Here is a 19660-nt window from a genome sequence, read left to right as displayed (position 1 = left end):
CGACCTTCGCGCGCCGTGCGACGCCCACGAAGGAGGCAGGGTGGCCACTCGTGAAGTGGGCGTGCCCCGTCCGCGTCGTATACATGGCTTCGCCGACCGCTGGCCGTTCCGCCGCAAGCTCAACCTCCTGGTCGGTGTGCCGCTGACCTTGGTCGTGGCGCTCCTCGCCTATCTCATCGCCGGCCAGACCGCGCAGTCGCGCGACGCCGCCGACGCCGCCCGGCTGGTCCGCGAGAGCGTCGAGGTCGCGACCCTCGTCGACCGGCTGGCCGCCGAACACCAGCAGGCGATCCTGCTCTCCGTGCGGCACGAGGCCGCCAGGGGCAGTGAGCCCTCCTCCGCCGCCTACCGCACGGCGCAGTCCAGCGTGAACCTCCAGGTCCAGCGGGTGCGCGAAGCGTTCGGGGAACAGCTGCCGGAGACCGAGTCGCAGGCCCTGCGCGGGGTCGAGGGCCTGAGCAGCCTGCGCGACACCGTCGAGCGGGGCTATCTGCCCGCGAGCAACATCGACCCCGCCTACACGCACGCCGCGCAGGGGCTGATCGACGGCCTGGCCCTGGACCGCAACCCCGATCTCGCGACCACCTTCACCGGCAGCCTGCTCGACTCGCTGCTGCGCGCGGGCGCCGCCCACAGTGCCTTCGAGACGGGCGTCTTCTCCGCGTCGACCGGTGACTCCAACGCGCTCATCGAGTTCATCGCCGCGATCGGCGCCTACGACGAGTACACCCACCAGGCCGAGCGCTTCGCCCGGTTCGCCACCGAGGCACAGGCCGACACGCTCGCCGGGATCAAGTACACCCAGTCACAGACCACCATCAGCCGGCAGTACGCCGAGCTGCAGATCGACCCGGGCGCGGTGCAGGCCGACTCGCCCGCCGAGATCCGCGAGTCGCTCGCGGAGGCGCTCGATTCCTACGGCGCCTACCGCGACCAGGCCAGGACCCGGCTGGCGATCACCACCTCGCTCATCGGCCAGATCGCCGACCAGGCCGAGAGCGCCTCGGACACGGCGGCGTGGCGCGCGCTCCTGCTGCTGGGGCTCGCCCTGTTCGGCTTCGCCCTCTGGCTGGTCCTCGCCATGCTGGTCCGCCGCTCGGTGGTCCGCCCGGTGCAGGCCCTCACGGGTGCCGCGCGGCAGGTCGCCGAGGTCGCCGAGCGGGAGCTGGCCCGGGTGGCCGACGACGACGCCGAGGACGACGGCCCGCCCCTGCTGGCCGCGATGCCGGTCACGGCACGCGACGAGATCGGCGAACTCGCCGAGACGTTCAACCAGGTGCAGACGATGGCCGCCGCGCTGCTGGAGCGGCAGGTGCTCAGCCGGCGCAACGTCGCCGAGATGTTCGGCAACGTGGGCCGCAGGGTCAGCAACCTGACCACACGCCAGCTGTCCCTGATCGACGCGGTGGAGCGGGGCGAGACGGATCCCGCGCTCCTGGAACGGCTCTACTCCATCGACCACATCGCGGTCCGCCTGCGCCGCAACGCCGACAGCCTGATGCTGCTCGCCGGCATCCACGAGACCGTCCTCGACTCCGGTCCCAGCGCGCTCACCAACGTCGTACGCGCCGCGCTCGGCCAGATCGAGGGCTACCAGCGTGTGGAGCTACGCGCGCGGACCGAGGCCATGGTGGAGCCGGAGGTCATCGGCGACCTGACGCTGATGGTGGCCGAACTCGTCGAGAACGCGGTGTCGTTCTCGCCTGAGGGCAGCCCGGTCGAGGTGACGGTGGCGATGTCCGGCAACGACGCGGTGATCGTCGTCTCCGACCACGGTCTGGGCATGACCCCCGAGCGCCTCGACGAGGAGAACGCCCGCCTGATCCGCCGCGAACGGCTCGACCTCGTACCGACGAAGGTGCTCGGCCTGTTCGTGGTCGGCACCCTGGCGCGCCGCTGGGAGATCACGGTCACGCTGTCGCGGACGCCGGGTGGTGGCGTGACGGCCGAGGTGACGGTGCCGACGTCGCTGCTGGTGACGGGGAGCACGACGGGGTCGACGGCTACGGCGGCCCTGGCGGCGGTCTCCGCCGACACGACGCGCCTCGCCACTACGTCCGCCGTTGCTACGCCCGCGGTTGCTACGCCCGCCGCCGGAACGTCCGCCACCACCCAGCCTTCGGCCCTCGCCTCCGGGCCCCGGCCGTCTGCCTCCCTGCCGGGGGATGCCGTACGGCGGGACGGCGGTGCACCCGACGACACGGGTGGCGACGGGCTGCGGCCGCTGCCCCGACGGGTCTCGCACCGCGGATCGGCCCCGCAGGGACCGCCGTCGGGCACCGGCGACGGCGACGCGACACCCGTCGACCACGCCCGCGCCGACCAGCCGGAACCGGCCGTCGCCGCGACCCGCCCCCTCCGTCGCCGCGTCCGCGGCGCGACCCTGCGGACGACCGCCGAGGCCTCCGAACGGCAGGCGGCGCTGCGGCAGGAGGCGCGGACGCTCGACGCGGAGGCCGTGCGGGCCTCGCTCGACGAGTTCGAGGCCGCCGTGGAACGCGCGCATCGCGACAGCCGGCACGGCAGCACCGGAGAACGCTCCGCGCCGGCCACGACCCGAACGCCGACCTCAACCCCAACCCCCCATGAGCAAGACCGGAACGACCCCCCGGAAGGAGCGGAGCAGTGAGCACGTCGTCGACAGGTGGCACCCCGGTAGGAGGCCCCACGCAGGCCGAACTGCAGGCCGCCGCAGCCGACTTCACCTGGCTGCTGAATCGCTTCGCGAAGGAGACGGCCGGCGTCGTCGACGCCATCGCGGTCTCCTCCGACGGCCTGCTCATCGCGGTGTCGGAGCTGCGTGAGCACGCCGACTCCGAACGGCTCGCCGCGATCGTCTCCGGCATCACGAGCCTGGCCGCGGGCGCCTCCGGCAACTACGGCCTCGGCGGCCTCAACAAGGTCATCATCGACCTGGAGGGCGGCCACGTCCTGGTCTCCGCGATCGGCAGCGGCGCCGTGCTCGGCGTGGTCACCGACAAGGAGGCCAAGCTGGGCAACATCGCCTACGAGATGACCGTGTTCGCCAACCGCGCCGGCTCCGTGCTCAGCCCGCAGCTCGTGCTGGAGCTGAAGAACAGCGTCGGCGCCGCGTCGGCCCGCTGACCGGGCCGGAAGAGCCCCGGGCAGAGCCGAGGCACCCGCTCGAGGAGAACGGACACCCCATGGCGGACGGCACCCCACCACCGGCCCCCGACGGCCCGGACCTTCCCGGTCCGGTTTCCGACGGCCCGGAGCCGGCCGGGGCCGGGCCGGAGCCGGCCGGACCTGCTCCTAACGGATCGGGTCCTGACCGGTCGGATGCCGACGGACCGGGACCAACCGGGCCGGAGCCCGACGGGGCCGGCTCCGAGGGGGCGCAGCCTGACGGGCCCGGTCCTGACGGGGCCAGTCCTGACGGGCCCGTTCCTGACGGGTCCAGTCCTGACGGGTCCAGTCCTGACGGGTCCAGTCCTGACGGGTCCAGTCCTGACGGGCCCGGTCCTGACGGGGCCGGTGCTGACGGGTCCGGTCCTGACGGGTCGCACTCCGACAGTCCGACCCCTGCCGGACCGGAGCTGGATAGGCCTGCTCCTGACGGATTGGGTCCTGACCCGTCGGATACCGACGGACCGGGACCAACCGGGCCGGAGCTGGACGGGGCTGAGTCCGAGGGGGCGCAACCTGACGGATCCAGTCCTGACGGGTCCGGTCCTGGCGGGTCCGGTGCCGGCGGGCCGGCGGAGCCGGTGGGCTTTGCCTCCGCCGTGCGGCCGTTTCTGCTCACCGCCGGGCGGGTGGTGGCCGACGCCGACGGGCGGGCGATGCCCGTCGAGACCCAGGTGGTGGCCACCACCGAGGGGATCGACTCGCTCGACCGACTCGCCTTCGAGCAGCACGACATCGTCGCCGTCTGCCGGTTGCCGCAGTCCATCGCGGAGATCGCGGCCCGGCTGCGGCTGCACCTCAACGTGGTACGCGTCCTCGCGGAGGATCTGCGCGCCGCGGGGCAGCTGACGGTGCACGTGCCCGACTCCGGCGTCGTCCACGACGCATCCGTTCTGCGCAGGGTGATCGCCGGCCTGCGCGCCATCCCAGACTCACGAGGGGTCACTCCGTGACGACGACTGAACCGGCCACCGGCGCGCCAGCCGCGCGGGCGGCCACCGTACGACCGCCGCTGCCGGTCAAGATGGTGATCGCGGGCGGCTTCGGCGTGGGCAAGACCACCGCCGTGGGCTCGATCTCCGAGATCGAACCGCTGACCACCGAGGCCGCCATCACGGAGGTCGCGGCGGGCGTGGACGACCTCACGCACACCCCCCTCAAGACCACGACCACCGTGGCCATGGACTTCGGCTGCCTCACCATCGACCCCACCCTGAAGCTGTATCTGTTCGGCACGCCAGGGCAGGAGCGGTTCGGGTTCATGTGGGACGACATCGTCGAAGGCGCGGTCGGCGGGCTCGTCATCGTCGACACCCGGCGGCTCGACGACTGCTACGCCGCCGTCGACTACTTCGAGCACCGGGGCATCCCCTTCGCGGTGGCCGCCAACGCCTTCGACGGCAAGGTCGAGCACACCCTGGAGGAGATCCGCTGGGCCCTCGACGTCACTGACGGCGTCCCGGTCATCGTCTTCGACGCCCGCGAGCGCGGCTCGGTGCGGGACGCGCTGCTCGTCGTACTGGAACTGGCGTTGGCCCGCACAAAGGAATGACGGCGACCGCGGAATGCCCGCGCGAGCAAGGGTGTTGGCACCTGCCATGAGCCTCGACGAGCGCACCATCACCAACCCGCCCGCCCTGCACGACCCGACCCCGTTCGGCTACAGCCACGCTGTCTCGGCACCCGGCGAACTCGTCTTCATCGGCGGCCAGTACGCCTCCGACGCCACTGGCGCGCCCGTGCCCGGCGACTTCGCCGCCCAGGTCGACCTGGCCTTCGACCACCTGCGGTCGGCGTTGGAGGGCGTCGGCCTCGGCTACGAGCACGTGGTCCGCCTCGGCACGTTCATCGTCGACCACGACGCCGCGAAGCTGGAGGCCCTCGGCAGGGCGCTGCACGCCCGCTTCGGCGACCGGCTCCCCGCCCAGACCCTGAGCGGCGTCGCCTCGCTCGCGCTGCCAGGAATGCTGTTCGAGGTCGACGCGATCGCCGTACGGCCGTAGCCACAGCCATAGCTGTAGCTGTAGCTGTAGCTGTAGCTGTAGCGAGGTGATCAGGGCCGCCGCCCCGCACAGGGGGGGCGGCCCGGCGCGTCACACTCGCCTGCGTACCCCCGGCGACACCGCGATCCGCCCCACCGCCCAGAACAGCCCGAGCGTCGCCAGTGCCATGGCGGCGACCAGGGTGGCGCCGCCGACGACCTTCTCGTAGTTCCGCTGGTAGAGGCCGTCGATGATGTAGCGGCCGAGGCCGCCGAAGCTGACGTACGCGGCGATGGTGGCCGTCGAGACGATCTGGATGGCCGCCGAGCGCAGGCCGCTGAGGATCAGAGGGAGGGCGACGGGGAGTTCGACGCGGAAGAGGACCGCGGTCTCGGCCATGCCCATGCCGCGGGCGGCGTCCACCGGGGCGGGGTCGACGGAGCGCATCGCCTCGTAGGTGGTGACGAGGATGGGCGGGATGGCGAGCACGACCAGGGGGATCATGACGGGGGCAATCCCCAGGCCCAGCAGGATGAACATCAGCACCATCAGGCCGAAGCTGGGCAGCGCGCGGGCGGAGGTGGCGATGAGGGCGAGCGCGTTGCCGCCGCGCCCGGTGTGGCCCGTGAGCAGACCGACCGGCAGGCCGACCGCGGCGGCGATACCGAGGGCCAGCAGCGTGTACTCGATGTGCTCTCCGACCCGCGTCGGGATGCCGTCGTAGCCCTGCCAGTGGGCGTTGTCGCTGAAGAAGGAGTTGATGAAGTTCAGTACGTTCACCGGGCGGCCTCCTTCACGGCGAGCGGGCGCGGGTTCTTGCGGGTGGCGCGCGGCATCCAGGGCGTCAGCAGCACACGGAGGCCGATCAGCGCGGCGTCGACGAGCAGGGCGAGGACTGCCGTGCCCACGACGGAGAGCCAGATCAGGCGGGGCTGGTTGTAGATCAGGCCGCTGTTGAGCAGGTTGCCGAGGGCGCCTTCGTTGCCGATCAGCATGCCGACGCTGACGAGGGAGATGCTCGACACCGACGCCACTCGCAGTCCGGCGAGGATCGCGGGCGCGGCGATGGGCAACTGCACCTGGAGATAGCGTCGTACGGGCCCGAAGCCCATGGCGGTGGCCGCGGCCAGCGTCTCCTGCGGCACGGACCGCACACCGTCCACGATCGCCGGGACCAGCACCACCAGACTGTAGACGGCCAGCGGGATCATCACCGTGAGCTCGCTCAGGCCGGTGTAGTCGATGAGGATGACGAAGAAGGCGAGCGAGGGAATCGCGTACAGCACGGTCGTCACCCACAGAACGGGTGCGTACAGCCAGCGCACCCGGACGCACAGCTGGGCGACGGGCAGGGCCACGAGCAGTCCGGCGAGCACCGGAATCAGTGCCTCGCGCAGGTGCAGCGCGACCAGTCCGAAGTAGGTGTTCTGGAGGTCGCTGGGCAGATCGAAGAGTTCGCTCATGGCGCGACCTTCTGAACCTTGCCGCCGTCCGCACCGCGCTCCGCGTGCGCACCCCGAATGGCCTCGCCGATGACCTGCTGCGAGACGACTCCGGCGGCACGGCCCCCCGCGTCCACGGCGACGGCCCATCCGGTGGGCGAGAGCACGGCACAGTCGAGGGCGGCCCGCAGCGAGTCGGTTCCGGTCACGAACGGGCGCCCGTACGACAGCAGTCGGTCGGCCTCGATCTCCCCGGCGGTGAGCTCCTGCGGCTCGCTCCAGCCGAGGGGCTTGCCGTCGGTATCGGTGACGAGGAGGTACGGGGTGCCGGCCGTGCCGGCGGCGGTGATCTGCTCGGCGGTGGCGTCCACGGAGACGATCGGGGCGGTCAGCAACTCCAGGCCCGCCGACGGGAAGAAAGACAGCCGCCGGATACCGCGGTCGGCGCCGAGGAAGTCCTCCACGAACGCGTCGGCGGGGTGGGACAGCAGCTCCGCGGGCGGGGCGAACTGGGCGAGCTGGCCGCCGGTACGCATCACGGCGACCATCGTGCCGAGCTTGACGGCCTCGTCGATGTCATGGGTGACGAAGACGATGGTCTTGCCCAACTCCTCCTGAATGCGCAGGAGTTCGTCCTGCAAGCCCTTGCGCACCACGGGGTCGACGGCCGAGAACGGCTCGTCCATCAGCAGCACCGGCGGATCCGCCGCGAGCGCCCGGGCCACGCCGACGCGCTGCTGCTGGCCGCCGGAGAGCTGGTACGGGTACCGCTTGGCGAGCGCCCCGTCGAGCCCCACCCGCTCCATCAGCTCCCGCGCCCGCGCCCGGGACTTCTCCTTGCCCCAGCCGAGCATGCGGGGCACGGTGGCGATGTTGTCAAGGATCGTGCGGTGCTGGAAGAGACCGGCGTTCTGGATGACGTATCCCATGGACCGGCGCAGGGTGTTGACCGGCTGCTGCCTGCTGTCCACGCCGTCGATCAGGATGGTGCCCTCGCTGGGCTCGACCATCCGGTTGATCATGCGCAGGGTGGTCGTCTTCCCGCAGCCCGACGGCCCCACGAGAACGGTGATCGAGCGGTCGGGTATCTCCAGCGACAGCCGGTCGACCGCCACCGTGCCGTCCGGGTACCGCTTGGTGACTGAATCTATCCGTATCAAAGCGCCGAATACCCTTCGGGTCTGGCAGATTTCACCCGCTTTTGACCACGGGCGTCGGGCCGTTGAGTGAGTCTAGACGTGTTCTGTTGCGGGTTTGTGTTGCGGGTTTGCGACCCGGCCCGGCCCCGCCCGCTGTGACCGACCTGTGAGTTCGCTGATTCTCACTCTTCCCTCAGCACGGGCTCAGGGATCCCACAGAAGCGGCCCCGATGGTCGCTGCCATGACGACTCTCGCCCCGCCCTCCGCATCCGTCCGGAACACCGGTCCCCGCCGGCTGTTCACCGGTCCCCCGCAGGAACCCGGTTGGGCCCGCCCCGCGTTCTGGGCGGTCCTGCTCCTGGCCACGGCCCTGTACGCGTGGAACCTGTCCTCCGTCACCGGAAACTCCTTCTACAACGCGGCCGTCTACAGCGGCACCCGGAGCTGGAAGGCGTTCTTCTTCGGCGCGCTGGACGCCGGAAGCTTCATCACGGTCGACAAACCGCCGTTCGCGCTGTGGGTGATGGGCCTGTCGGCCCGCGCGTTCGGCTACGGCACCTGGCAGCTGATGCTGCCGATGGTCGCGGTGGGCGTCGGCTCGGTGGCGCTGCTGTACCGGATGGTCAAGCGGGACTTCGGGGTGGTCGCGGCGACGATCGCCGCCCCGGCCCTCACCCTCACGCCGATCAGCGTCGCCATCAACCGCGACACCAACCCCGACCCGATTCTGGTCTTCCTGATGCTGCTCGGCGCCGCCGCGCTGATGAAGGCCGTGCGCACCGGGCGGCTGATGCCGCTGGTGTGGTCGGGCGTGGCGATCGGCTTCGCGTTCAACACCAAGATGATGCAGGCGTACGTCGTCCTGCCCGCGTTCTTCCTGGTGTACCTGTGGGCCGCCGACGCCTCCCTGGGCCGGCGGATCCGCAATCTCGCCGTCGGCACGGTCGCGTTGGTGGTGAGCAGCGCCTGGTGGATGGCCGTCGTCGATCTGATCCCCGCCTCCGCCCGGCCGTACATCGGGGGTTCCACCGACAACACGGTCTGGGACCTGGTCATCGGCTACAACGGCTTCGGCCGTGTCTTCGGCGCGAGTTCGTCGGTCGGCTCGCAGGGAAACGGCGCGAGCTTCGGCGGCGAGGCCGGGCTGTACCGGATGTTCAACGAGATCATGGGCGGCCAGATCTCCTGGCTGATCCCGTTCGCCGTCGTCGCCCTGACCGGCGGTCTGGTGCTGCGCGGACGGGCCCCGCGCACCGACGTCAAGCGGGCGGCACTCGTGCTGTGGGGCGGCTGGTTCGTCCTGCACTACCTGACCTTCGCCCTTGCCGAAGGCACCTTCCACCCGTACTACGTCACCGCCATGGCGCCGGGGGTCGCGGCCCTGGCCGGTATCGGTGCCGTGATGCTCTACCGGGCGTTCGTCGAGGGTTCGGCGGCGAAGTGGGGCTGGGTGCTGCCGGCCGCGGTGGCGGCGAGCGCGGTGTGGGCGGTCGTGCTGCTGGAGCGGGTCTCCGGCTCGGGGACGCTCTACACCGTCGCCGAGGTCGTGGCCGGGGCCGCGAGTGCGGTCGCCGTGCTCGGGCTGCTCGCCGGGCGGTTCCTGAAGCGGCGGCGGCTGATCGGGGTCGCGGCACTGCTGGCGGTCGTGGCGCTGCTGGCCGGACCCGCCGCGTACTCGGCGTCGGCGGCGACGACCGCGAGCACCAACGGCACCAATCCGACGGCCGGGCCGAACACCGGTGGCGGTATGGGCGGCATGGGCGGTGGCGGCGGCATGGGTGGCGGTGAGCGGCCCAGCGGTAACGCACCGAGCGGAAACGCGCCGAGCAGTGGTGGTCAGACGAGCACCGGTCAGTCGAGCAGCGACCAGACGAGCAGCGACCAGTCGAGCAGCGGTGGCCGGACCGGTGGCGCTGGCCAGGCGGGCGGCGGCACCCAGGTCTCCTCCGAGATGATCACGTACCTGAAGAAGAACCAGGACGGCGCCACCTGGCTGGTCGCGGTGGCCACCGACCAGACGGTCTCCTCCATCATCCTGGAGTCCGGTGAGCCCGTGATCTCCATGGGCGGCTGGTCCGGCACCGACGAGGCGATGACCCTGGCCAAGCTCAAGAGCCTGGTGAAGGCGGGCAAGTTGCACTACATCGTGATCAGCGACAGCGGTCAGGGCAGCGGCAGCAGTGGCAGTGGCAGTGGCAGCTCGGAGATCTCCGCGTGGGTGAAGGCGAACGGTACGGCGGTGTCGGACTACAGCGGGCTGTACCGCCTGGACGCCTCCGACGTCGGCTGACGCCCACGGCCGCGCAGGGCGACGAAGGAACGGCCGCCCGCCGTCCACCGGTCGACGGCACACCAGCCCGCGCGCTCCGCGTGCCGCAGCAGGGCCGGTGTGCCGAGCCGGGCCCAGGGGAAGGGCGGGCCGGTCGTCGCACCTCGGGCATCGGTGACGTGCACCTGGACCCGTTCATCGAGGTCCAGGTCCGGCACGGTCTCGGCGATCAACAGGCCGCCGGGGGCGAGGAGTTGGGCCATCCGGTCGAGCAGGGACGCCGGGTCGCCGCCGATGCCGAGGTTGCCGTCGACCAGCAGGGCGGTGCCCCAGCGGCCCTCGCCGGGGAGCGGGTCGAAGACGGAGCGGTGCAGGGCCGGGCCGCCGAGGCGCAGCGTGCGCGCCACGGCGGCTTCGCTGACGTCGATGCCGAGCACACGTCGCCCCTGCCGGCCCAACGCCGCCACCAGCCTCCCGGGCCCGCACCCCACATCCAGCACCGCACCCTCACAGCGCCGCAGCACCTCCCGATCCGCCGCGTCCGCGTCCGCGCACCAGCGCTCCACGTCGAGCGGGAGCAGCCAGCCGTCGGCGCGGCGGAGGAAGAGGGGGCCCTGGCCGGTGCGGAGGGCGTGGGAGTAGGGGTCGGCGGACCAGGGGCGGTCGTCGGCCGGAGACCGCGGCGGTCGGATCTCGACGCCGGTCCCGTGGGGCGACCGTGGGGTGGTCGGGGAGATGTGCGCCGACACCACGTCCCGCACGCCGCTCACCGGTGCGCCACCGGCGTCAGCCGCGCCAGCGCCTTCGCGAAACGCCCGCCCGGTGCCGCCTTGGCGACCAGGCCGGCGTCGTACGCCGTGTCGACGTCCCGCAGGCGCGGCAGGTCCCGCACCCGCAGATCCGCGAGCCGGGTCCGCTGCACGGCGCCGGTCCCCGGCGTCGACATCGGGACGCCCCGCAGCCGCGACGGGTCCGGTTCGGCCATACCCAGCGCCCAGAAGCCCCCGTCCTCGGCCGGGCCGAAGTACGCGTCGCAGCCGGACCAGTCCACCGTCAGCAGCTCCGGCGTCACCTGAGGGGTGTCCATGCCGATGAGCAGGGCCGGTCCGTCGCAGCCCGCGAAGGCATGGGCCAGCCGTTCGTCGAGCCCGCCCGCGCACTGCGGTACGACCTCGAAGCCTGGCGGCAGCCAAGGGCCCGGCACCCCGTCCAGCACCAGCACACGGCGCCGCGCGGGCGTCCGCGCCACGGCGTCCATCGTGTCCGCGAGGGACGCCTCCGCGAGTGCGGCGGCCTCCTCCGGCGTGAAGGGCGGCGTCAGCCTGGTCTTCACCCGTCCCGGGCGGGGCTCCTTGGCGATGACGAGGAGCGTGGTCACGGGCGGGTTCCTTTCGAGGGGGCGGCATCGGGTCGGACTCGGGACCGGCCGACGGACCCGGACTCGCACTCGGGCTCGGGCTCGGGTTCGCGCTCTGGTTCGCGCTCTGGTTCGGGTTCGCGCTCGGGCTCTCCCAGCACCCGCCTCATGTCCCGCACCGCCTGCCACGTCCCCCGCCAGGTCCCCGTCACCTTCGACGCGCCGGTACGCGGCAGATACGGGACGTCGTACTCAGCGATCCGCCAGCCCGCGTCGGCGGCGCGGACGACCATCTGGAGGGGGTAGCCGCTGCGCCGGTCGGTCAGGCCGAGGGCGAGCAGGGGCTCGCGGCGGGCGGCGCGCAGGGGACCCAGGTCGTGCAGGCGCAGACCGGTGCGGCGGTGGAGGAGGCGGGCGAGGGCGAGGTTGCCGGCGCGGGCGTGCAGGGGCCAGGTGCCGCGGGTCCGGGGGCGGCGCCGGCCCAGGACCAGGTCGGCCTCGGCGGCCGCGATCCGGCGTACGAAGGGCACGAGGTCGCCCGGGTCGAGGGAGGCGTCGCAGTCGCAGAAGCACACGATGTCGGCCGTGGCGGCGGTCAGCCCCGCGTGGCAGGCGGCGCCGAAGCCGCGCCGCGTCTCGTGCACGACGGTCGCGCCGAGTTCGCGGGCGAGGCGGGCCGAGTCGTCCGTCGAGCCGTTGTCCACGACGAGGGCCCGCCAGCCGGGCGGTACGCGCTCCAGGACCCAGGGCAGCGCCCCGGCCTCGTCGAGACAGGGAAGCACGACGTCGACGGAGGCCGCGCCCTGTTCACTCGCTGTTGCGGATGAGGTCGTCACGGTTTTCACCCTACGAGCACGAAAAGGGCATAACGGACTGCGGCTCCTTACGAAACCGGGACGTCGGGCGTAGGCGGCGGCACGGGCGCTCGCGGGGTGCGACGCTGGCGGCATGGAGCAGCAACAGCCGTATCCGCAGGCCGGGGCCAGGGTGCTCGTCGTCGACGACGATCCCACCGTCGCCGAGATCGTCTCCGGGTACCTCGACCGCGCCGGCTACGTCGTGGACCGCGCCGGAGACGGTCCCGACGCCCTCGCGCGAGCCGCCGCGCACTGGCCGGACCTCGTCGTCCTGGACCTGATGCTGCCCGGCATGGACGGTCTGGAGGTGTGCCGCCGGATACGCGGCCACGGACCCGTGCCGGTCATCATGCTCACCGCACGCGGCGACGAGGACGACCGCATCCTCGGCCTCGAGGTCGGCGCCGACGACTACGTCACCAAGCCCTTCAGCCCTCGCGAACTCGTCCTGCGCGTCGAGTCGGTGCTCCGACGCACGTGCCCGAGTCCCGCCCGGTCGCGGGCCACCCTGCGCGCGGCCGGGCTCCGCGTCGACCCCGCGGCCCGCCGCGCCGCCAAGGACGGAACCGAACTCGCCCTCACCATCCGCGAGTTCGACCTCCTCACCTTCTTCCTGCGCCACCCCGGCCGGGTCCACAGCCGCGAGGACCTGATGCGCGAGGTGTGGGGCTGGGACTTCGGCGACCTGTCGACCGTCACCGTCCACGTCCGCCGACTGCGCGGCAAGGTGGAGGACGACCCGGCCCGGCCCCGCCTCATTCAGACCGTGTGGGGCGTCGGCTACCGGTTCGACGCCACGGCCACCGGCACCGACACCGGCCCCGGCGGCACCTCCGACGTCGACGCCGCCTCCGCCTCCGACTCCGGCATCGAGGGGTGACGACCGTGCGTGCCACCCTCCTCATCGCCCTCTTCGCCTTCCTCGGCGCCGCCGCGGCCGGAGTGCTCGGCGCGTGCGTGCTGCTGCTGATCCGGCGCCGCTCGCTGATCGCGCATCTCGCCGTGGTCGCGGGTGTCGGCGTCACCGCGATGCTCGCGGGCACGCTCGCGGTCGCGCAGGCGATGTTCCTGTCCGGGCACGACCTCACCGTCGTCACGACCGTCGTCGCCATGGCCGCCGTGGTCTCGCTCGCCACCGCCCTGCTGCTCGGCCGCTGGGTCGCCGCCCGCAGTCATGCCCTCGCGCTCGCCGCCCGCTCCTTCGGCGACGGCGGCGACTTCACCTCGCCCGACGGCCCCGCGACCGCCGAACTCGCCGCGCTGAGCCGGGAACTGGAGTCGACCAGCGCCCGGCTCGCCGAGTCCCGCGAGCGTGAGCGGGCCCTGGAGTCCTCCCGGCGCGAACTCGTCGCCTGGATCTCCCACGACCTGCGCACCCCGCTGGCGGGCCTGCGCGCGATGGCGGAGGCGCTGGAGGACGGGGTGGCCGCCGACCCCGACCGCTACCTCAAGCAGATCCGCATGGAGGTCGAGCGCCTCAACGGCATGGTGAGCGACCTCTTCGAACTCTCCCGTATCCACGCGGGCACCCTGCCCCTGTCGCTCGCCCGGATGTCCCTGTACGACCTCGTCGGCGACGCCCTCTCGGGAGCGGACGCGCTGGCCCGTGAGCACGGCGTCCGGCTCGTCGGCGACCGTATCGAGACGGTGCCGGTGGAGGTGGACGGCAAGGAGATGAGCCGGGTGCTGGGCAATCTGCTGGTCAACGCCATCCGGCGCACTCCGGCCGACGGCACGGTCGCCGTCGCCGCCGAGCGCTCGGCCGAGGGCGTGGTGCTGTCCGTGACCGACAGCTGCGGCGGGATCCCCGAGGAGGATCTGCCGCGCGTCTTCGACACCGGCTGGCGGGGCACCCACGCCCGCACACCCCCGGCCGGTGCGGGGCTCGGCCTCGCCATCGTGCGGGGCATCGTCGAGGCGCACGAGGGACGGGCCACGGTACGGAACGTCCCCGGCGGCTGCCGGTTCGAGGTGGTGCTGCCCGCCGCCTCCTGAGAGGCGTGCGGCTCCACCGGTCTCCGAGGATCACGCCCCCCGCATGCCGGCCTCCGCGAACTCCCGCATCCCCGCCGCGAACGCCACCTCGGCCTTCCAGCCCAGCTCCGCCCGCAGCCGCGACGAGTCCGCCGTGATGTGCCGTACGTCGCCCAGCCGGTACTCCCCGGTCACCACGGGCTCGGGGCCGCCGTACGCCGCCGCGAGCGCGCGGGCCATCTCGCCGACGGTGTGCGGGTCGCCGCTGCCGGTGTTGTACGCCGTGAGCGCACCCTCCGGCAGGTCGGCCGCACTCGCCTCCAGCGCGATCACGTCGGCCGCGGCCACGTCCCGTACGTGGACGAAGTCCCGGCGCTGGCGGCCGTCCTCGAAGACGCGCGGCGCCGCACCGCGCGCGAGCGCCGAGCGGAAGAAGGAGGCGACCCCGGCATAGGGGGTGTCGCGGGGCATGCCCGGCCCGTAGACGTTGTGGTAGCGCAGCGACACCGCCGTGCCGCCCGTCGCGCGCGCCCACGCCGCCGCCAGATGTTCCTGGGCGAGCTTGGTAGTCGCGTACACGTTGCGCGGATCGACCGGGGCGTCCTCGCCGACCAGCCCGGGCGAGAGGGCGGCGCCGCACACCGGGCAGGGCGGCTCGAAGCGGCCCGCGTCCAGGTCGGCGACGGCTCGCGGCCCCGGCCGTACGACACCGTGCCGCTCGCACTCGTAGCGCCCCTCGCCGTACACGACCATCGACCCGGCCAGCACCAGCCGCCGTACGCCCGCGTCGGCCATGGCGGCGAGCAGCACGGCCGTACCGAGGTCGTTGCGGGAGACGTACTCCGTGGCGTCGGAGAACCCGACGCCGAGGCCGACCATCGCGGCCTGGTGGCACACGGCGTCGACGCCGGTCAGGGCCCGGCGGACGGCATCCGGGCCGCGCACGTCCGATGCGGGGTCGGTGCGGACGTCGTACACGACGGGTTCGTGCCCGCGCGCCGCGAGCGCCTCGACGACATGGGACCCGATGAACCCGGCACCGCCGGTGACCAGTACGCGCATGCGCTCACGCTAGGACCGCGAGGGACGCTTCGGCGGCTCGGCGCCGGTCATGTCACGGGTCCGTAAGACCTCCGAGCGTGAGCGGGATCGTCACCGTGAACACCGTCGCCCCCGGCTCGCTGGTGAGGTCGATCCGGCCGCCGTGCGCCCGCACCAGGGACTGTGCCACCGCCAGTCCCAGACCGCTGCCGCCGCGGTCGCGGCTGCGGGCCTTGTCGACGCGGTAGAAGCGGTCGAAGACGCGTTCGCGGTCGGCGGGCGGGATACCGGGGCCGGCGTCGGCGATCCGGACCTGGGCCGAGCCGTTCGCCATCGACACCGCGACGGACACCTGGGTCCCGGCGGGGGTGTGCATCGCCGCGTTGGCGAGCAGGTTGTCCAGGACCTGGCGGATGCGCTGGGGGTCAAGGCGCAGTTTCAGGGAACCGGGTCCGGGCTCCACCGTCAGCGGGTGGTCGGCGCGGGTGACCCGGAACGCGTCCACCGCCTGCCCGACCAGGTCCACCAGGTCCGCCTCCTGCAGGCGCAGCGGCGTCTCCACCTCGGCCGCGTCCAGGCGGGCGAGCAGCAGCAGGTCGTCCAGCAGGAAGCCCATGCGGGCGGCTTCGGCGCGCAGGCGGGCCAGGTGCCTGTCCCGTTCCTCGGGAGCGTTGGCGGCGGCGTACTGGAAGAGGTCGGCGTAGCCCCGGACCGACATCAGAGGCGTACGGAGCTCGTGCGAGGCGTCCGCCACGAAGCGGCGCAGGCGCTGTTCCGCCTCCGCCCGCACCGCGAGGGAGTCGTCGATGTGCTCCAGCATGGTGTTGAACGCGGTGCGCAGCTCCTCGACCTCGGGGCCACCGCTGCGCTTGTCGTGCCGCACGGGCAGCCGTGCCGAGTCCGTCAGATCGTGCGAGGTGATACCGCGGGCGGTGTGCGCCATGTCGCTCAGCGGGTTCAGGCCCCGCCGCAGCATGCCCCGCCCGAACACGACGAGGGCCAGCAGCGCGAGGCCGAAGGTGACCACCTGGATGGTGATCAGCTGGCCCACCGTGTCCTCGATGTCGTCCATGGGCGCCGCGCTGACCAGCACCACACCGGGCTCGACCTCACAGGCGCGCAGCCGGTACTCGCCCTTGCCCCGGAGGTGCTCGGTGCGTAGGACCTCCGTGTCCGCCTCGGCCTGCGCCCGCGCCAGGGAGGTGAAGCCGTCGACGTCCTTCGGCAGGTCGGCGGGGTCCTCGGGCCTGCGCAGCTCGGGCGTGCCGTCCGCCACGTCGTACACGGCGTAGAACCAGCTGTAGTACTTCTTCCCGGTCAGCGTGCCGTAGTCCGCGATGGACTTGGACTGGGCGATCTGGCCCTGCGCCAGCTGGGTGTCGAGCTGGGCCGACAGGTAGTCGCGCATATACGTCGTCAGGGCGGTGCCCACGACGCCGAACACCACGAGCGACAGCACTCCGAGACCCAGCGCCAGCCGGGTCCCGAGCCGCATCCCACGGTAGGTCCGCCGCAGCCGCCCGATCACTCGGCGGCCTGCCGGATCACGTACCCGAAGCCCCGCACGGTGTGGATCAGCGGCGTGCCGGTGTCGTCGAGCTTGCGGCGCAGCCGGCTGACGACCAGCTCGACGACGTTCGAGCGGCCGCCGAAGCCGTACTCCCACACATGGTCGAGGATCTGCGCCTTGGTCAGCACGGTCGGCGACTTGCGCATCAGATAGCGCAGCACCTCGTACTCGGTCGGGGTGAGCGTGAGCTGCTTGTCGCCGCGGCGCACCTCGCGGGTGTCCTCGTCCATCATCAGGTCGGCCACCCGAAGGACGGAACGCTGGAAACCGGGCCCGGCGCTGCGCCGCAGCACGGTTCCGCAGCCGGGCCATCAGCTCCTCCACCGCGAACGGTTTGACCAGGTAGTCGTCGCCGCCCCTGGTCAGCCCGGCCACCCGGTCGGCCACCCCGTCGCGGGCGGTGAGGAACACCACGGGCACCATCGTCCCGGCTCCGCGCAGCCGGTCCAGGACGCCGAAACCGTCCAGATCGGGCAGCATCAGGTCCAGCACCACGATGTCCGGATGGAACTCGGCGGCCAGCCGCAGCCCCTCCTCACCGGAGTTCGCGGTGATCGCCTGCCAGCCCTCGTAGCGGGCGACCGTCGCCACGAGGTCGGCGATGGGCGGGTCGTCGTCCACGACCAGAAGGCGTACTTTCTCCACCCGTTCATACTGCGGCACCGGGGGGCGGTCCTCGGGGGCGGGGCAGGTACCGCGACCACATCGATAAGCAGTTGAAAGACATACGACAGCTTTTCGACAGCACCGGCCGGACAAGCTCGGTATCCACAGACGAGATCAAGGAGCTGTCACCCGTGACGACCGTCCAATCGCCCACCGCGCCCCCAGCGCCCCGCAAGGCGATACGCCCCAGGGTGGTCGCCCGCACGGGGCTGTACTCCCTGCTGGCCGCGAACGTGGCCGCGGTGCTCTACTTCTTCTTCGCCGCCGGCTTCGCCTCGAACACGCTCATCGTGCTCGGCCGGCTCTTCGGCCTGTTCGGCGCGCTCCTCATGGCCTTCCAGCTGCTGCTGGTGGCCCGGCTGCCCTGGCTGGACCGCCGGATCGGCATGGACCGGCTGACGTCCTGGCACCGCTGGACCGGCTTCAGTGTCCTGTGGACCCTCCTCTCGCACGTCGTGTTCATCACCTTCGGCTACGCCGAGTCGTCCTCCCTGGACCCGGTCAACCAGCTGATCGACCTCGCCGAGACGGTCGAGGGCGTGCTGCGCGCCGTCGTCGCGCTGGGGATCATCATCGTGATCGGCGTGGTGTCGGCCCGGTTCGCGCGCCGCAGGCTGGCGTACGAGACGTGGCACTTCATCCACCTGTACACCTACGTCGCGGTGCTCCTGGCCTTCACGCACCAGGTCGCGGTCGGTACGTCCTTCACCTCCTCGCCCGCCGCCACGGCCTACTGGTACGCCGTCTGGGGCGTCGCGCTGGCCTCGGTGTTCGTCGGCCGGCTGGTCCTGCCGCTGTGGCGGAACTGGCGCCACCAGCTGCGTGTCTCCGCCGTCGTCGCCGAGTCCGACAACGTCGTCTCCGTCTACGTCACCGGCCGCGACCTGGACAAGCTGCCCGCGCGGGCCGGCCAGTTCTTCCTGTGGCGGTTCCTGACGAAGGACCGCTGGTGGCAGGCGAACCCGTTCTCCCTGTCGGCCGCGCCCGACGGCAACCAGCTGCGGCTCACCGCCAAGGCGGCCGGCGCCGGCTCGGCGGGCCTGCGGCACCTCAAGGTCGGCACGCGCGTCTTCGCCGAGGGCCCCTACGGCGCCTTCACCGCGATGCACCGCACCCGGCCGGAGGCCGTGCTCATCGCTGGCGGCGTCGGTGTCACCCCCATCCGGGCGCTGCTGGAGGAGCTGCACGGCCACGCGGTCGTGATCTACCGGGTCGCCACGGACCGGGACGCGGTCCTCCACGGCGAGCTGGTGGAGCTCGCCCACGCCAAGGGTGCCGAGCTGCACCTGGTGACCGGCCCGCCCGTCCCGGACAAGCTGGCCCCGGCGGAGCTGGCGCGGCTGGTTCCGGACATCACCGACCGGGACGTCTTCCTGTGCGGCCCGCCGCCCATGATGAACGCGTTGATCGGCAGCCTGCGCGAGCTGGGCGTGCCCAAGCAGCAGGTCCACTTCGAGCGTTTCAGCCTGGCCGGCTGAGCAGGACGGGAAAGACATCGTGAAGCGAGCAATACCTGTCCTGGTCCTGAGCGCCGTGGGCCTGATCCCGGTCTGGCGCTACGAGCCGTCCCTCGGCACCGCCACGGAGGCCGCCGCGCCGGCCTCGACGCCCTCGGCGTCCTCCGCCGCGTCGGGCTCGGGGTCGGGCAGCACGGTAGTCAAGGGCTCGACCGTGCAGACCGACAAGGGCCCCGTGCAGGTCGAGGTGACCTTCCAGGGCTCCGAGATCACGGCTGTGAAGATGCTCCAGCAGCCGAACCACCCCCAGACGACGGCCGCGGTACCGAAGCTGATCGCGGAGACCCTTGAGGCGCAGAGCTCGGACATCGACACCGTGTCCGGCGCCACGATCACCAGCGACGGCTACAGGGAGTCCCTCCAGGCCGCCATCGACGCGAACGCGAAGTCGGCGTCCTCGTCCTCCGCGTCCCCCTCGGCGTCCGCCGCCTCGCAGACGCAGACGGTCGACGGCTCGACGGTGAACACCGACAAGGGCCCGGTGCAGGTCCAGGTGTCCTTCGAGGGCGACAAGATCACGGCTGTGAAGATGCTCCAGCAGCCGAACCACCCCCAGACGACGGCCGCGGTACCGAAGCTGATCGCGGAGACCCTTGAGGCGCAGAGCTCGGACATCGACACCGTGTCCGGCGCCACGATCACCAGCGACGGCTACAGGGAGTCCCTCCAGGCCGCCATCGACGCCAAGGGCGCCTGAC

General features: G+C 72.3%; 17 protein-coding genes and 2 pseudogenes. 10 read left to right on the top strand and 9 right to left on the bottom strand.

The annotated features are described in order from the left end of the window. The first annotated feature begins 40 nt into the window (after positions 1 to 40). The 5 genes and pseudogenes from ABIE67_RS35860 to ABIE67_RS35840 all read left to right on the top strand — a co-directional run bounded on the left by ABIE67_RS35860 (position 41) and on the right by ABIE67_RS35840 (position 5150). Positions 41 to 2629: an ATP-binding protein gene (locus tag ABIE67_RS35860; protein ID WP_370265699.1), complete on the top strand. Its 2589-nt coding sequence runs from the start codon at positions 41 to 43 to the stop codon at positions 2627 to 2629. Further along, complete coding sequence (locus tag ABIE67_RS35855; RefSeq protein WP_370265698.1) at positions 2626 to 3105, top strand: roadblock/LC7 domain-containing protein; 480 nt, start codon at positions 2626 to 2628, stop codon at positions 3103 to 3105. Before ABIE67_RS35860 ends, ABIE67_RS35855 begins: the two co-directional genes overlap by 4 nt. 527 nt (positions 3106 to 3632) lie before the next feature. Then, a pseudogene (locus ABIE67_RS35850) lies at positions 3633 to 4110 on the top strand (DUF742 domain-containing protein). After that, positions 4097 to 4699 carry an ATP/GTP-binding protein gene (locus ABIE67_RS35845; RefSeq protein WP_370265697.1) on the top strand — a complete coding sequence of 201 codons (603 nt, stop codon included), beginning with the start codon at positions 4097 to 4099 and terminating at the stop codon, positions 4697 to 4699. The pseudogene ABIE67_RS35850 and the gene ABIE67_RS35845 overlap by 14 nt, the downstream one beginning before the upstream one ends. Positions 4700 to 4745: 46 nt before the next feature. After that, the gene (locus ABIE67_RS35840) at positions 4746 to 5150 is read left to right on the top strand and encodes a RidA family protein (RefSeq protein WP_370265696.1); all 405 of its coding nucleotides are present in this window, start codon (positions 4746 to 4748) and stop codon (positions 5148 to 5150) included. A 90-nt stretch (positions 5151 to 5240) separates the two neighbouring features. Here the strand turns inward: ABIE67_RS35840 and ABIE67_RS35835 are convergent, their stop codons facing one another. From ABIE67_RS35835 to ABIE67_RS35825, 3 genes are read right to left on the bottom strand one after another with little or no spacing between them, the layout of a single operon-like run. Further along, complete coding sequence (locus ABIE67_RS35835; protein WP_370265695.1) at positions 5241 to 5909, bottom strand: ABC transporter permease; 669 nt, start codon at positions 5907 to 5909, stop codon at positions 5241 to 5243. Next, positions 5906 to 6592: an ABC transporter permease gene (locus tag ABIE67_RS35830; protein ID WP_370265694.1), complete on the bottom strand. Its 687-nt coding sequence runs from the start codon at positions 6590 to 6592 to the stop codon at positions 5906 to 5908. Before ABIE67_RS35830 ends, ABIE67_RS35835 begins: the two co-directional genes overlap by 4 nt. After that, positions 6589 to 7731 (bottom strand): ABC transporter ATP-binding protein, encoded by a 1143-nt coding sequence (locus ABIE67_RS35825; protein WP_370265693.1) that lies wholly within the window; start codon positions 7729 to 7731, stop codon positions 6589 to 6591. The genes ABIE67_RS35830 and ABIE67_RS35825 overlap by 4 nt, the downstream gene beginning before the upstream one ends. 221 nt (positions 7732 to 7952) lie before the next feature. Here ABIE67_RS35825 and ABIE67_RS35820 point away from each other — a divergent pair, with 221 nt between their 5' ends. Then, the gene (locus ABIE67_RS35820) at positions 7953 to 10001 is read left to right on the top strand and encodes an ArnT family glycosyltransferase (protein WP_370265692.1); all 2049 of its coding nucleotides are present in this window, start codon (positions 7953 to 7955) and stop codon (positions 9999 to 10001) included. Here ABIE67_RS35820 and ABIE67_RS35815 read toward each other — a convergent pair. Genes ABIE67_RS35815 through ABIE67_RS35805 form a run of 3 tightly spaced genes read right to left on the bottom strand, consistent with a single transcriptional unit; the run spans position 9959 to position 12182 of the window. Further along, on the bottom strand, positions 9959 to 10750 hold the full coding sequence (locus ABIE67_RS35815) for a class I SAM-dependent methyltransferase (protein WP_370265691.1): 792 nt from the start codon (positions 10748 to 10750) through the stop codon (positions 9959 to 9961). The genes ABIE67_RS35820 and ABIE67_RS35815 overlap by 43 nt on opposite strands. Further along, a complete protein-coding gene (locus ABIE67_RS35810; protein ID WP_370265690.1) occupies positions 10747 to 11358 on the bottom strand; it encodes a DUF2064 domain-containing protein in 612 nt (203 codons plus the stop codon). The genes ABIE67_RS35815 and ABIE67_RS35810 overlap by 4 nt, the downstream gene beginning before the upstream one ends. Next, positions 11355 to 12182, bottom strand: coding sequence for a glycosyltransferase family 2 protein (locus ABIE67_RS35805; protein WP_370265689.1), 828 nt, complete (start codon positions 12180 to 12182; stop codon positions 11355 to 11357). The genes ABIE67_RS35810 and ABIE67_RS35805 overlap by 4 nt, the downstream gene beginning before the upstream one ends. Before the next feature lie 103 nt (positions 12183 to 12285). Here ABIE67_RS35805 and ABIE67_RS35800 point away from each other — a divergent pair, with 103 nt between their 5' ends. Both ABIE67_RS35800 and ABIE67_RS35795 read left to right on the top strand, forming a co-directional pair. Next, entirely contained in the window at positions 12286 to 13074 is a 789-nt protein-coding gene (locus ABIE67_RS35800; protein WP_370265688.1) for a response regulator transcription factor, read from the top strand. 5 nt (positions 13075 to 13079) lie between these two features. Beyond that, positions 13080 to 14189 carry a sensor histidine kinase gene (locus tag ABIE67_RS35795; RefSeq protein WP_370265687.1) on the top strand — a complete coding sequence of 370 codons (1110 nt, stop codon included), beginning with the start codon at positions 13080 to 13082 and terminating at the stop codon, positions 14187 to 14189. A 30-nt stretch (positions 14190 to 14219) separates the two neighbouring features. Here the strand turns inward: ABIE67_RS35795 and ABIE67_RS35790 are convergent, their stop codons facing one another. From ABIE67_RS35790 to ABIE67_RS35780, 3 genes and pseudogenes are all read right to left on the bottom strand, one after another. Continuing rightward, entirely contained in the window at positions 14220 to 15230 is a 1011-nt protein-coding gene (locus ABIE67_RS35790) for an NAD-dependent epimerase/dehydratase family protein (protein WP_370265686.1), read from the bottom strand. Positions 15231 to 15282: 52 nt separating this feature from the next. Beyond that, positions 15283 to 16737, bottom strand: coding sequence for an ATP-binding protein (locus ABIE67_RS35785; RefSeq protein WP_370265685.1), 1455 nt, complete (start codon positions 16735 to 16737; stop codon positions 15283 to 15285). Continuing rightward, positions 16734 to 17400: pseudogene (locus ABIE67_RS35780) on the bottom strand (response regulator transcription factor). The gene ABIE67_RS35785 and the pseudogene ABIE67_RS35780 overlap by 4 nt, the downstream one beginning before the upstream one ends. Positions 17401 to 17576: 176 nt before the next feature. On the opposite strand from ABIE67_RS35780, the gene ABIE67_RS35775 reads away from it, so the two are divergent. Beyond that, a complete protein-coding gene (locus ABIE67_RS35775; protein ID WP_370265684.1) occupies positions 17577 to 18923 on the top strand; it encodes a ferric reductase-like transmembrane domain-containing protein in 1347 nt (448 codons plus the stop codon). Positions 18924 to 18942: 19 nt separating this feature from the next. Beyond that, positions 18943 to 19659, top strand: coding sequence for an FMN-binding protein (locus ABIE67_RS35770; RefSeq protein WP_370265682.1), 717 nt, complete (start codon positions 18943 to 18945; stop codon positions 19657 to 19659). Position 19660: the final 1 nt, after the last annotated feature.

Source organism: Streptomyces sp. V4I8, assembly GCF_041261225.1.
In the GTDB taxonomy this organism is placed as follows: Bacteria; Actinomycetota; Actinomycetes; order Streptomycetales; family Streptomycetaceae; genus Streptomyces.
Note: the sequence above shows the minus strand (reverse complement) of the source record. Positions and strands in the feature narration are given on the sequence as shown.